We start from the raw sequence: 13,181 nt of genomic DNA on the forward strand, positions 1-13,181 counted from the left end.
TCAGCCGCCCCCTGCAGCCCGGTTGATGGCGCCGAGGTAGAGTCGTCCATAATCGGCAACCAGCGCAGCCCGGTCGCGGCCGTTGATGATCCGGCGCGCGCCCGTCCAGTCGCTTTTGGCCGCCGTGAAATAATCCGCCAGCCTCTTGCCGGTGAAGGCACCGGTCTCCATGCCGCAAAACAGGATCTCCACCGCAACCTCCATCTCTATTGCGCGCTGCGGCTCGGACAGGAGATCGATCCCGGTCATCTGCGCCATCCGCGCATAATTCGCCCGATGCGTCAGTTGCACGAGCCCCCGCCCGAGCCAGCTCTTGCCCTCGCCGTCGCGTCGCCAGTAGGGCACGGAAACGGAGGGCAGCTTGCCGGCGCTGAGCGCCCTGTCCAGCCGCCGGATCGCCTCTTCATCATCAGCCGCAAAGGTCTCGCGCACCGGCTGCATCGTGCGGCCTGTCTCGTGATGCGCGGTCGCCAGCATATAGGCGAGGTACCGATGGTCCGCCCTGGGATTTCCGCGCTCCCAGCGATCGAGAATGGCGGTGAGGCCAGCCACCTGTTTGGCCTGCAGCCGGCCGCCAAAAAGCGAGCCACGGACCGCCTTGAAGAACACGGGGCGATCAAATGTCATGAGCGGCATCTCCATTTGCAAAAATCGTCAAAAATCTGTCGCACTTAAATCGATTAAACGAATTTAAATCGTTTAAACTGTTTAAGGCGCTGATTTACTTTGTCTTTAAGGTGTGAAAACTGATCCGCGCAGCATGACGTTGCTTTGAAGGAGGATCGAAAATGAACGCCAACACCAAGACCCCGTCCGAAGCCGAACGCTCCACGATCCCGCAGCACCTGCTTGATCGGATCGAGAACGAGTGGAACCAGATGCGCGCCAACGCACCGGCAGCGCCACGTCCCGCATATGCTTTTTCGACGACCAGCGAAAAATCCTGATTCGGCCAGCGGAACGCGCATCCTTTATGCGATCTGAGCCGGAACAATTTGCGGCCATTTGCATTTCTCGCCATCTCCATTCCGCGAAAGGACGTGTCATGACGACCACACAAACATCCCAGCCCGTGCCGCAATCCCTGTTCGACCGTTTCGAAAACGAGTGGCGCCAGATCCGCGAAGGCAGCACCGCCCCGGTCAAGGTCGCAGGCAGCCCCCGCTAACACTTCCCGTTTGGCCGGCACCGTGCCGGCCTTATTCCTAGATGCCCCGCACCCGCGGCTCGCCGTGCCCTTCCAGCATCAGGGCCGTCAGCGCCCAGACCAGCGCATCCAACCGGTCGGGCGATCGCCCTAAAGACAGGCCGTCCGGTCCGAAATCACACATCTGATCCTCCAATGCCGGAAACGACCCGGCATGCACGACGCGTGATTGCTCGTAGAGCGCCGCCACCGGCTCTGCCCGCAGCCATTTTCCGCGGGACGCCCGGACCGACGTTACCGGCAGCTGCGCATCGATGCCCTTCAGCACCGCCGCCACCATATCGCCGCCCTGGTTGACTTCGGCGACGATCTGGTCGGCATCGAAGCGCCTGTAGGCACGCACCACCGCTTGCGCCCACCCCGCCGGGCTTGCGCCCTCAATGGAACAGTCGGCAAGCACCACGCCCCTGCCCTGCCGGTCGAGGCCTGCCACGACGATGCCGCAACAGGACTGCGCACCGGCAGCCGCCGGCGGATCGACCGCAACGACGATCCGCGACAGCGGCCCGGCATCGCGCAGCTTCAGCGCCTCGATCAGCGACCGCGACCACAGCGCATCCTCGCGATCGACGATCATCTCGCCGTCCAGTTCCTGCCGGCCCAGCCGCGTGCCGCCATAGCGTTTCGCCATGGCATCGAGAAATCCCGGCGCGAGGTTCTGGGCATTGTCGGTGGTGCGGATCTGCCTTGTCCGGGTTGCCGGGTCGGCAATCAGCGCCTTCAACAGCGGCAGCGGTCGCGGCGTCGTCGTCACCATCACCTGCGGATGGTCCCCGAGCCGCAGCGCAAACTGCAGCATGTCGAAGGTTTCCTGCGCATGTTTCCATTTTCCCAGTTCGTCGCACCAGGCAAAGTCGAATTGCGGACCGCGCAGCGATTCCGGGTCTTCCGAGGAAAAGATCTGCGCAATCGTGCCGTTCGGCCAGACCAGCCTGCGGCGCGACGCCTCGAAGTCCGGCCGGTTGCGCCGGGCAATGCGGCAAATGCCGGAAATCCCGTCGATCATCACCTCTCGCGCATCGCCAAGTGTTTCCGCCACCAGCGCAATCCGCCGCGGCGGACCGCTGATCCGCTGCGTCGCGAGACCATGCACCCATTCCGCACCCGCCCGCGTCTTGCCCGATCCACGCCCTCCCATCAGCACCCAGCTCCGCCAGTCGCCATCAGGTGGCAACTGCTCGGGGCGGAGTTCACGAGACCCGTCGCGCAGGAAACGCTTGTACAGCTTCACGCTCTTCGATGAGGTCAGCCCGCCCGCCGCAGCACCGGCGACCGACGGGGTCTGCGGCTGCCCGTCGGTTCCATCATTGTTCGAAACGTCCGGTCTGCCCGGCTCGCTCCCCTCGGCACCGTCACCCGTAAACTTAGACATGACCGCCGAAGGCTCCGTCCCTGTCAGGGCATCGGAACCGTCCGCCATCCGTGCTGCCGGCATCCTCGGCATATGGCCATCGTCACCGACCACGCCAAGACGCACATCATTGTCGCCTTTTGCGCCGGAGGCCCCGTCATCGGCAACGCGACCCGCCCGCGCTGCCCGATCGTCGCGTGGCGCCAGGAGCGGCTCGGTCACTCTTCGTCCCGTAGCAAGCGCCTTTTCTTTGCTCGCCTGCAGTCTCTCCATGGCCCTGTCATAATTCACGAAGATCCTGCCCGCCCCCATGATCGCGCCTTTGGCTACCTGGTGTTCAAGCTGGTGGTCCGGTTGAGTCTGCGGTGTTCGTTGCGGCACCGGCGGCATCTGCATGCTCTTGCGCTGCGGCGGCCTCCTTTGCCACGTGGCCGAAAGCTCTTGCGCGCGGGTTTCGATCCGCTCTTCGAACTGCCTGCACAACGCTTCATAATCGTCCTCGTCGATCTCGCTTTCGGCCTGTACCTGCCGGTCATGCGCAATCGTCCTTTGCAGGCTGTCGATCTTTTCCAGCGTGCGCACGATCAGCGACATCGCCTCGATGCTTGCCTTGGCATCGGCCTGCGTCTGCTTGCGGTCGATCTCATCAGTATCGACAAGCGCCCGCTCGGCCGCCTGTTCGCGCAGCACCTGGAACTGCTGCAACTGCATGCGCAGTTCCTTGGTCATGCCGTTCAGCATGTCCTGCAGGTCATCCAGCGGCGAAATCTTATCCGACTTGGTGTCCAGCACCGCAGCCCAAGCCTGCGCCCCCAGCGCCTCGTCATGACCGCTCAGCGCTAATCCGTCATAGACCAGCGCCTTCGGCCAGACACCGAACAGCGCCGGATCCACATCCAGTTGAACGTCCATCGACAATGTCCTTGAAACTCACCCTCCCCTTGAGGGGAGGGTCGGAGCGCAGCTCCGGGGTGGGGTGACCCCGCCGCATAAACCGGCCTTGGCCTTGAAACTACGGGGGAAGCATCCCGCCTCACCCGCACTTCTCTGACTGTACCTAAACCCTACCAAACCACCGTCACGCCGTCAAGGATTATTTTCCTATTAGGATTATTTTCTTTACCTTGCGAAAACATCCACCCGTGTTACTCTTTTCCGATGTTGACCGAAGAGATCGAAAAACTGGCGCTCAGCCTGCCCGGCACGCTCGAAAGCTCGCATTTCGGCAAGCGCGATTTCCGGGTGGGAAAACGCATCTTCATGTCGCTGCCGGAAGCCGGCCGCGCGGTCTTCAAGTTCACGCCCGACCAGCAGCGCATGCTGCTCGAAACCGAACCCGGCGTCTGCGCCGCGGTATCAGGCGGCTGGGGCGACAAGGGCTGGACCTCGGTCTGGTTTACCGAGGCTGGCGAAGACCTGATCCACACATCAATGGAAACCGCCTGGCGCAACGTCGCGCCGAAAAGCATCGCCAAGCACAAGGATTCGGCGCAGTCTTAGCTCACCGCGCCGTCGTCAGCGCGAACCAGACCGCCACGCCCGCCAGCAATACCGAAAGCACCCGCCTCACCCGCATCTCGCGACGGGGATCGTTGAGCACCGGCTCCAGGCTCCCCGCCAGAAGCACGATCAGCCCGTGGATGACGGTGGCGATCAGCACGTAGATGGCCGTGAGCGTCAGCGTCTGCACAAGTACGTTCGGCCCTGGCGCAACGAAGGCCGGCAGCACCGCCACGTAGAATAAAAGCGCCTTCGGGTTGAGCAGGTTGGTCAGAAGTCCGCGCAGGAAAAAGCCTTGCATCGTGCCGGCACCACCCTCCTCACGCTTGCTGGCCGCCATCCATCCCTCGATCGCGAGGTAAAGCAGAAACAGCACGCCCGCCCAGCGCAGGATTTCGTAGAGCATGGGCGAACCGTCGATCAGGGCCGCGGCCCCCAGCGCGCCGGCGATACCGATCACCGACAGCCCCAGCGCAACCCCGGCCACGGCGGCAAGACCGCTGCGCCGCCCTTCGACGGCGGAGATCACCGCAAGCCAGGTCATGTTCGGCCCCGGTGTGATCTCGATCAGCGCCGATGTCAGGGCAAAAGGCAGGAGACTGGTCGACAGGAAGGCAGGAAGATCGCTCATCGGCCGACTATAGCGGCAGTTTATAAAGCGCGCATAGGCCCCGTCTCACGCCCAGCCAATGCAGTCAGCGCGCGCGTCCTTCTTCCTCGCCCACCGTCAGCGGCCAGGTCACCAGATAATCCTCATAATCGTCGATATCGATGCCGTCCTCCGGCACGGTGCGGCCGCGCACCGAAATCCCCGCCTGGTGCACGGTCTGCGGGTCGCCCGATACCAGCGGATGCCACCAGTAGAGATCGATCCCGTCGCGCACCAAGCGGTAGCCGCAGGTTGGCGGCAGCCAGCTCAGCGTCTCGACCTCGTTCACCGTCAGTTGGATGCAGTCCGGCACGGTTGCCTGCCGGTTGGAATAATCCTTGCACCGACAGCTCTGCCCGTCGAGCAACGTGCAGCCGATTGAGGTCCAGGCAATCTCGCCGGTATCCCAGTCCTCCAGCTTGTTCAGACAGCAGAGCCCGCAGCCGTCGCACAGGCTTTCCCACTCGGCATTGCTCATTTGCGCCAGCGTCTTGGTCTTCCAGAAAGGCGCATCGTCCGCCCGGACACTGTCGCCGGTCCCCTGCATGTCGCCCATGTCGGTCACTTTCGTCAGTCCTGCACGCGCCTCAAAAGAAACGCCACGCGCATGTTTACGTTAAGTTCAAATTTTACCGCAGCATCGGTTTTTGCCGGAAGATTGCCGGTTTTTTAAGGCCATGCTGACGATATGCAAGTAGAATAGAAACGAGGGCCATGCAAATATCCCAGCGCTCTCGAACGATGCGGAACACCAGCCGTGCAGGACATGACGCCAGAAGAGACAAAATCAGTCGAACCGACCGCGACCGAAACAGCGCGCCTCGGCGACCGGCCGCGCAAGCGCCATATCTTCCTGCGCATCGATTCTGGATCGATCTGACCGTCTGGAATGCCGGCTTCCGCGCTGCTGAATGGTGGGAAGACGTCACTATTTTCTTCCGCCGCTTCCAGACCCGCGGCTGGAAAAAGGTGCTGTTCGACATTCTCGGCGAAGGCATGAACTGGGGCACTGTCGGCGCCGTTCTGATGCTGGCGCTCGCCCTTCCTGCCTTCGAGGAAACCAAGGGTAACTGGCGCGCCCAGAGCGATTTCGCCGTCACCTTCCTTGATCGTTACGGCAACGAGATCGGCCATCGCGGCATTATCCACGAGGATTCCGTGCCGATCGACGAATTGCCCGACACACTGATCAAGGCGGTGCTTGCCACAGAAGACCGCCGCTTCTTCGATCATTACGGCATCGATTTCCTCGGCCTTTCCCGCGCCATAACCGAAAATGCCCGGGCCGGCGGCGTCGTTCAGGGCGGCTCGACGCTGACCCAGCAATTGGCGAAAAACCTGTTCCTGACCAATGAACGCACCATCGAGCGCAAGATCAAGGAAGCCTTCCTCGCCGTCTGGCTGGAATGCAATCTTTCGAAAAAGGAAATCCTGCGCCTCTATCTCGACCGCGCCTATATGGGCGGCGGCACCTTCGGGGCGGCGGCGGCTTCGCAGTTCTATTTCGGCAAGGCGATCACCGACGTCAATCTCGCGGAATCCGCCATGCTTGCCGGCCTGTTCAAGGCACCGGCCCGCTATGCCCCGCATGTCAACCTGCCGGCCGCCCGCGCCCGCGCCAACGAGGTGCTGACCAACTTGGTCCAGGGCGGACTGATGACCCAGGGACAGGTGATTGCCGCCCGTCTCAACCCTGCCACCATCATCGACCGCGCCCAGACGAAGGCGCCCGACTTCTTCCTTGACTGGGCCTTCGACGAGGTCCAGCGCATCGCAAAACCCTTTGCCCAGCATTCGCTGGTCGTGCGCACAACGATCGACATGGGCCTGCAGCACGCGGCAGAGGAAGCGATCGAATCCAACCTGCGGCAATACGGCGAAAGCTACCGCGTCAAGCAGGGCGCGCTTGTCATGATCGAAAACGGCGGCGGCGTGCGCGCCATGGTCGGCGGCCGCGATTATGGCGAAAGCCAGTTCAACCGCGCCACCAAGGCGCTCCGCCAGCCGGGCTCCTCCTTCAAGGTCTATACCTATGCTGCGGCGATGGAGAAGGGCTTTACGCCGGAATCGGTCATCAGCGATGCGCCGATCACCTGGCGCGGCTGGTCGCCGCAGAATTACGGCCGCTCCTATGCCGGCCGCGTCACCATGCTGACGGCGATCGCAAAATCGATCAACACCATCCCTGTAAGGCTCGCCAAGGATGAACTCGGCACCGAGCGCATCGCCCGGATGGCCAAGGACATGGGCGTCGAGACGCCGATCCGCACCGACAAGACCATGCCGCTCGGCACCTCGGAAGTGACCGTGCTCGACCAGGCGACCGCCTATGCGGTCTTCCCTGCCGGCGGGTTGCAGTCGCGTCGCCACGGTATCAGCCAGATCCTCAATTATGACGGCGATGTGCTCTACGACTTCAACCGCGACGAACCGCCAGCCAGGCGGGTCATCAGCGAAACGGCCAATGCCTCGATGAATTTCATGCTGACCCAGATCCCGGTCATCGGCACGGCCCGCAAGGCAGCGCTCGACAACGGCGTTCTGGCTGGCGGCAAGACCGGTACCACCCAGGCCTATCGCGACGCCTGGTTCGCGGGCTTCTCGGGCGACTACACGACCGCCGTCTGGTTCGGCAATGACGACTATACCTCAACCAACAACATGACCGGCGGCTCGTTGCCGGCCATGACCTTCAAGCGGCTGATGGATTATGCCGAACAGGGCATCGAACACCGCCCCATCCCCGGTATCGACAATCCGCTGCCCGGTCCGGAAACGGACGAGGTCGCAACTGTCGCCAAGCCCGGCGACGAAACCGCGCTGCCGCCGCTGGTGCGTCCCCGCTCGCTGTCGACCGACGCCACCCGCCTGATCCGCGAACTCGGCGAAAAATTCAATACGGCAGCACCACTGAAAGCCCCGGAAAAAACGCCGGGCAAGGTCGCCGTGATCGACCCGCAATCGACCGGCGCGGTCGTCAAGGGAGGTCGGAATGCGGGCAAGTGATCGTTTGGCTGCGACAACGGCGGAACTCGAGCCTAGACACCCCCTCTGGCACGGAGTGACAGAGGGGGTGTGCGGGCCAAGCATCCCCTTATCTCGGCAGCAAATCTCCAACACACACCCACACCTCCCCCACGCCCTCCCCGCAAATTCCCGGTAGCATCGCTTGTTCCGCATCCCCCTCCTCGTCGCCCTTGCTCTGTCCGTCGCGTTTGGTGTCGGCATCGCCTCGGCTGTGTCCGCCCTGAAAGCAACGGTCGGCTTCGGCGCGATCGCGCTTGGGCCATGGGTCGCCTTTCCGGATGCGCAAACCGCCAATGCCGACCCTTATGCCCGCGCACACCGGGCCCGGGCCGGCAAGCTGCTCTATGGCGGCGCCGAAGGATTGCAGTTTACCGCCGCCGTCGATGATGCAGGCGCGAAACTCTCCGCAGCCTGCAGCTACGACATAACCGGCCTGACCCCGCCCGCGCGGTTCTGGACACTCTATGCTGCCAATGAAAATGATGTGGCGCTGCGTCCCGGGCCAGAACTCCCCTCGGCCTTCAACGCCCTGATGGTGCTGCGTCAGGCTGACAGTTCCTTTGTCATCCACGTGTCGGCCGAGGCGCAACCGGACAACTGGCTAGCCATCCGCCAAGCCGGCGCCTTCAAGCTCGTCCTGACCTTGCTCGATACGCCGACCGCCGGCTCGTCGGGCGTCGTCGATCTCACCATGCCGAAGATCGTCAAGACCGGGTGCGGCGATGCGTAGCGTGTTGTTTGCGATCCTTATCGGTCTTGTCGGCGCAGCGCTGCTGCATATCGTCATCATCCTTGCCCTGCCGCAGTTCACCGGCAAGGATGCCAATACCCGGGTGCTGGGTCTGTACGAAATGGATAGCTTCTTTGCGCTTGCCAACGAACCAGGACCCACCGGCCTTGCCAATGATGATCCATTCCTGCGGGTCGCCGTCTGTGGATTTTCGATTGATGTTGCGCCCGTCCGCTTTCAGGCGAGCGGTAACGTCCCATTCTGGTCGCTATCGGTTTTCGACGCGAATTCCAACGAGGTATTCAGTATGAACGACCAGACCTCGGTCAATGGCAATCTGGACCTCGTCGTCGCCACGCCGATCCAGCTCGTCGAACTGCGCAAGACGCCGACGGAAAAACTGGCACAGTCCATCATGGTCGAGATGCCCGAACAGCAGGAGGGATATGCCGTTCTGCGCGTTCTTTCGCCTGCGAGCAGCTATGAGGAAGCCGCCCGTAGCTTCCTTGCCGAATCCGGGTGCGAGCCGCTTCGCCGTTAAGACGAATGGAAGATTTCAATTTGTAAAAATCAGAAGCCAATGTTCGCCACGCTCCGGAGCCAATACACTCCAGCGGAGCAGATTCTGACAGAATCCTGTCGAATCTTTTGCGGCTTGAAAGCCGTCCTTGATCGCTGCAGAGGCGGATGCGCGATCATCCAGTGTTCAATGTTTCTTGCGGCCGCCCTGAAGAGGTGACTTCGCTGGGCCATTCGACGGACCGTCAAGCCGTTCATACCGGATGCCGGTGAACAAAAGGATCACAGCCTTGTTCGGTTGGGCCTGATCAACCGCTAATTTTCGGGGCGTGCGCGGCGTGCGGTCCCCCAATCTTATTACCTCTGCCATTCTCGTCTCCATTAAAACAATGAATGAGACGGATGAACTATCGTGGATTTCACCCTGCCCGTCTCCGGGCTGACGCATTCCCGGGATCTGAACCCCGGCATTCGCGCCTTTCTCGTTTGCTCCTTCTTCCGGATATCCGGATCTTCATGCCAGTCTTCGAAGCGGTCTACGGCGTTACAGTATCGACTATGACCGCCGCAGCTTGATTGAGCCATACGATAGTTAACGGCTCGTTAAGGAAGGATAACAGACCTGGGGAGAAACAGCTGCCCTATTGGCAAAACCGTCTCCCCCGCAAATCATTGGCCGCTGCACTATAACAGTGGCTAAACCGTCCCGCTTGCAAAAACCACATTAGGCAAACGCAGAAAAACACGCGGTTCCAAAAGAAACAGAGCAATTAACGGCGTGCGAGCAAGCCGATAAAGAAGGAAATTCCGGCGACAGTCAAAAGCGTCGAGACTGGTTCATCCCGCACGCGCTCGCGCAGGCGTTCCGTCAGGACTTCTGCTTCCGAGGTGACGACGGCCTTTGCACCGCTGCCGATCGCCGAAACCGAATCCGTGAGACGCGAAATTTCTGCCCGCAGTTCGGCAATCTGGTTTTCAAGTTCGGCGCGCGCGCCCGTTGCTTCGATTTCCGCTTCGTTCGGGACGGTTGCAAACTTATTCTCGGCCATGGTTCAGCTCCTTGTTTGAGTCTCCCCATAAACGCGCGGCCGCCTCTTTGGTTCCTGCCGCAATCTCGCATTTCCCCGACCTGCAATCGCCACACTGTCTTTCCCTTGGCGATGCGCATCGGCGCTCTAGGTACATAGTTCAGAACTATTCCGGCCAATCATGAGCGAAAACCACTGTTCATCCAAATAAAAACACAAAAACAGACTTCTAATGACATAGGTCGAGCAAAAACAAATCCGTCTTGCGATGATGCAAGCCGCAGAACGACAAGAACGCGTTTACGGGAGAAAAATCAGTGAGAACAATTCTTACAGGCATGGCGGTTGCCGCCATGCTGCTTATGCCAGGTCTGGCTGTTGCAGCCGAGGGCTTTTCAACAGCGAACGTCAACATGCGCTCCGGGCCAAGCACGCGCTATCCGGCCGTTACCGTCATTCCGCTTGATACCGAACTCGAAATTCACGGCTGCCTGGCGGATGTGCCCTGGTGCGACGTGTCCTTCTACCAGGGTCGCGGGTGGGTAGCGGCGCAATATATTGCAACCGATTACAGGCGAAACCGTGTTGATTTGCAGCCGCGATATTATCGACCGCTGGGTATCCCAACGATCACCTTCGATCTCGGCAACTACTGGGAGCGCAACTATCGCAATCGCGATTTCTACCGCGACCGCGCACGATGGGGCCGGTCCGACAATGACGGCAACCGCCGCGAGCGCCGTCGCAACAGCGACCAGTATGACAACGACTACGGTCAGAGCGACGACAACCGACCACCTCGCGACTACGGAGACAACGACGATAGTGGCTACGGACAAGATCGTGACCGGCGAGAACGTCGCGACCGCCACCGTGAACGCCGCCGCGTGATCGAGGAAAATAACAGCGTCGATCAGTTTGAAGGCGACAACGACAACCGCCGCCGTCGCAACGACAGCCGCCAAGAGGAAGTACGTCCTCAGGAGAATTTCCGCGAGGAGCAGCCCCGAAATAACGATCGTCGCAGGGATGCACGACCGGGAACCTGTGCGGTGGGCGATGTCGCCTGCGCCATCGAAAAAGCAAAGTGACCTGAAAACCATTCGGGCAGGGCATCATGCCCTGCCCGGACGCATTTTTGATTTGCACGCATACTTCGGCAGTGAGCCATAACTTTCGGGCATTGAGATATAACTTTTGCGCGTATGGAACAATAACATCTCTTAAGGGTTGTTTTTGTGTTCAGCAAAAGGAATTTCCCATGACCAACCAGCAAGCATCCCGGACACAAATCCTATCAAGACACGCAATTTGCGAAAGCGAGATGCGCGCTGGCGTGGGTCGCTTGGTCGAGACGGCATGCCGAATGGGATTTACACGCGAAGAAGCCCTGATCGCAATCAGCGATGCGGCGGATGCGGAACTCGCGGATCTCACGGAAAGCGCTTCCGGCGTGAGCGGCCCTAACACGAATGGTATCCCCTTCGGGGGCTTCCTGCATTAAGACTTTGACGACACCAAACGCCCTTCGATTGCCGCAGATATAAAGGAAACCCAAAGACCCATAGTTAACGAGCCGTCAACGCTTTTGCGCTAGGTTTGACGCTGGGTCCCGTATCGGGACAGACGGGATCGAACCGGCTGTCGTGGCGGATGTTTCTGATGTTTTGCGTGCGAGTGGGTGTATCCGTGTCGGACCGGTTTCGTGAGTTGGAAAGACCGCAATCAGGGCGCTCCAAGGACGTCGTTCTGATGGCAACCGTCACCGGTTTCGAAGGCCTCCGGCATCCCCGCAAATCGGATATGAAGCAGTTTTCCGAACTGTTCGAACCCCTGTTCCTTTCCTCGAGCGACGAAGCCCGGCGTCAGGCGGCAGCCGCCCTTTCGCAATGCCCCCATCTACCGCAAACGGTCGCGCTGCAGATCGGCAGCGCCCCGATTTCGATCGCGGCAATTTTCCTGACCCGCTCGACATCGATCGACGACAGGACACTCATCGCGATCATCCGCAGCCAAAGCCCGGCCCACTCGACAGCCATTGCCCGTCGCGAAAATCTTTCTCCTCAGGTCGTCGATACACTGGTCGAACGCCGACATACGCTGGGCAGCCTGGCGCAGCAGGCCCGAATACTACGATCCTCGCAATCCGAGCAGTTGTCCCTTCAGGCAGAAACAGTCCCCTCCACGCCGTCACCAGACGACATGCAGCAACGGCAGTTGCGTGAGGAAAATCTGCGGCGTGAACTGAAGTCACTGGCGCTCACCAATCGTCAGGTGCAAACGCCGCCGCTTCTCCAGCCTGTTGCTGCCCTGCAGGAAGCCCTGCTGGTGCGTTTCGCCCGCAGCGGCGAAACCAATCTGTTTGCTGCCACCCTTTCCGCCGCGCTCGATGCCAGTCCGCTTCTGGGAGAACGCATCGTGCTCGACATTTCCGGCCAGCAGCTTGCGGCAACTCTGAACGCGTTGTCTTTGAATCGTATCGACCAGATGTTCATCCTACAGGCGCTCTATCCGCATCTTGGCGAGCGTATCGGCGGCACGACCCGCGCCGAAGTGCTGATCGAAACAAGCAATCCTGTCACCAGCCGTGAGCGCGTCGAAGCCTGGTTGCGGGCCGATCGCTACACCGGCGACAGCGTCACCCATGAGCCGCATCTGGCGGCCGACCGTGCCGCCGATCCGCGCCAGGCGAACGCCCGCCCGACTAATGCCCGCCCCTCTGGCGTCGAGCACACGGCCATCCCCCACAAGCGCCGCAGCTTCGGCCGCTAACCGGTCTATTCGATAACCTCGAAAAGATCGCCGCGGTCTTCCACCTCGATCTCGACGACCCAGCAATCCGGATCGAAGCGCATTTCGCGGGCAAGCATGGCCTCGACGGTTTCCGTATCGGCCTTGTCCAGACGAACCTCGAAAAGCCGTCCGGGCGTGTAGTCCTCATCAAAGACACTCTGCGGTGCCGGCCCGTAGAGAATCTCCGTGCCCTGTCGTGATCGCTGCCGGATGAAGATCGCGCCGGCTTCCGCCGCCCCCTTGCGCAGCACGGCAGCATAGTCGCCGGCATTGAAGACGCGGCGGATTAGAGCCGACACAAAGATTTCGGATTTCAGGCGCATGGTGGGTGATTACACCGGCTCAAGAGGCAGTGCAAATCTGCGCGGGATCGTGCG

The 13,181-nt window shown here is 61.0% G+C and carries 14 protein-coding genes and 1 pseudogene; 9 read left to right on the forward strand and 6 right to left on the reverse strand.

Annotated features, from left to right (window positions below; translation table 11 throughout):
• Complete coding sequence (locus tag P6U16_RS04500; protein ID WP_277702767.1) at window positions 1–627, reverse strand: hypothetical protein; 627 nt, start codon at window positions 625–627, stop codon at window positions 1–3.
• 161 nt (window positions 628–788) lie between these two features.
• Here P6U16_RS04500 and P6U16_RS04505 point away from each other — a divergent pair, with 161 nt between their 5' ends.
• Together P6U16_RS04505 and P6U16_RS04510 are read left to right on the forward strand one after the other, a co-directional pair.
• Window positions 789–947: a hypothetical protein gene (locus P6U16_RS04505; protein WP_277702768.1), complete on the forward strand. Its 159-nt coding sequence runs from the start codon at window positions 789–791 to the stop codon at window positions 945–947.
• A gap of 98 nt (window positions 948–1,045) precedes the next feature.
• Window positions 1,046–1,168: a hypothetical protein gene (locus P6U16_RS04510; protein ID WP_277702769.1), complete on the forward strand. Its 123-nt coding sequence runs from the start codon at window positions 1,046–1,048 to the stop codon at window positions 1,166–1,168.
• 37 nt (window positions 1,169–1,205) lie between these two features.
• Here P6U16_RS04510 and P6U16_RS04515 read toward each other — a convergent pair whose 3' ends face one another.
• Window positions 1,206–2,417, reverse strand: coding sequence for a terminase family protein (locus tag P6U16_RS04515; protein ID WP_277704003.1), 1,212 nt, complete (start codon window positions 2,415–2,417; stop codon window positions 1,206–1,208).
• A gap of 1,299 nt (window positions 2,418–3,716) precedes the next feature.
• Here P6U16_RS04515 and P6U16_RS04520 point away from each other — a divergent pair.
• Window positions 3,717–4,058 carry an MmcQ/YjbR family DNA-binding protein gene (locus tag P6U16_RS04520; RefSeq protein WP_277702770.1) on the forward strand — a complete coding sequence of 114 codons (342 nt, stop codon included), beginning with the start codon at window positions 3,717–3,719 and terminating at the stop codon, window positions 4,056–4,058.
• Window position 4,059: 1 nt separating this feature from the next.
• Here P6U16_RS04520 and P6U16_RS04525 read toward each other — a convergent pair whose 3' ends face one another.
• Both P6U16_RS04525 and P6U16_RS04530 read right to left on the reverse strand, forming a co-directional pair.
• Window positions 4,060–4,689, reverse strand: a complete 630-nt coding sequence (locus P6U16_RS04525; RefSeq protein WP_277702771.1) for a LysE family translocator — start codon at window positions 4,687–4,689, stop codon at window positions 4,060–4,062.
• 64 nt (window positions 4,690–4,753) lie between these two features.
• Window positions 4,754–5,263, reverse strand: a complete 510-nt coding sequence (locus P6U16_RS04530; protein WP_277704004.1) for a YcgN family cysteine cluster protein — start codon at window positions 5,261–5,263, stop codon at window positions 4,754–4,756.
• A gap of 210 nt (window positions 5,264–5,473) precedes the next feature.
• Between P6U16_RS04530 and P6U16_RS04535 the strand changes: the two are divergent.
• From P6U16_RS04535 to P6U16_RS04545, 3 genes and pseudogenes are all read left to right on the forward strand, one after another.
• Window positions 5,474–7,713, forward strand: a pseudogene (locus P6U16_RS04535) (transglycosylase domain-containing protein).
• 163 nt (window positions 7,714–7,876) lie between these two features.
• Window positions 7,877–8,464, forward strand: coding sequence for a DUF1214 domain-containing protein (locus P6U16_RS04540; protein ID WP_277702772.1), 588 nt, complete (start codon window positions 7,877–7,879; stop codon window positions 8,462–8,464).
• Complete coding sequence (locus P6U16_RS04545) at window positions 8,457–9,005, forward strand: DUF1254 domain-containing protein (protein ID WP_277702773.1); 549 nt, start codon at window positions 8,457–8,459, stop codon at window positions 9,003–9,005. The genes P6U16_RS04540 and P6U16_RS04545 overlap by 8 nt, the downstream gene beginning before the upstream one ends.
• Window positions 9,006–9,753: 748 nt before the next feature.
• Here the strand turns inward: P6U16_RS04545 and P6U16_RS04550 are convergent.
• Complete coding sequence (locus tag P6U16_RS04550; protein WP_277702774.1) at window positions 9,754–10,032, reverse strand: hypothetical protein; 279 nt, start codon at window positions 10,030–10,032, stop codon at window positions 9,754–9,756.
• 296 nt (window positions 10,033–10,328) lie between these two features.
• Here P6U16_RS04550 and P6U16_RS04555 point away from each other — a divergent pair, with 296 nt between their 5' ends.
• The 3 genes from P6U16_RS04555 (at window position 10,329) to P6U16_RS04565 (ending at window position 12,783) form a co-directional block, all read left to right on the forward strand.
• Window positions 10,329–11,102 (forward strand): SH3 domain-containing protein, encoded by a 774-nt coding sequence (locus tag P6U16_RS04555; protein ID WP_277702775.1) that lies wholly within the window; start codon window positions 10,329–10,331, stop codon window positions 11,100–11,102.
• A gap of 275 nt (window positions 11,103–11,377) precedes the next feature.
• The gene (locus tag P6U16_RS04560) at window positions 11,378–11,515 is read left to right on the forward strand and encodes a hypothetical protein (RefSeq protein WP_277702776.1); all 138 of its coding nucleotides are present in this window, start codon (window positions 11,378–11,380) and stop codon (window positions 11,513–11,515) included.
• Window positions 11,516–11,673: 158 nt separating this feature from the next.
• Window positions 11,674–12,783: a DUF2336 domain-containing protein gene (locus P6U16_RS04565; RefSeq protein ID WP_277702777.1), complete on the forward strand. Its 1,110-nt coding sequence runs from the start codon at window positions 11,674–11,676 to the stop codon at window positions 12,781–12,783.
• Between the two features lie 5 nt (window positions 12,784–12,788).
• Here the strand turns inward: P6U16_RS04565 and P6U16_RS04570 are convergent, their stop codons facing one another.
• Window positions 12,789–13,127, reverse strand: a complete 339-nt coding sequence (locus tag P6U16_RS04570) for a DUF1491 family protein (RefSeq protein WP_277702778.1) — start codon at window positions 13,125–13,127, stop codon at window positions 12,789–12,791.
• Window positions 13,128–13,181: the final 54 nt, after the last annotated feature.

This window comes from Rhizobium sp. 32-5/1 (assembly GCF_029537235.1).
Classification (GTDB): domain Bacteria; phylum Pseudomonadota; class Alphaproteobacteria; order Rhizobiales; family Rhizobiaceae; genus Pararhizobium.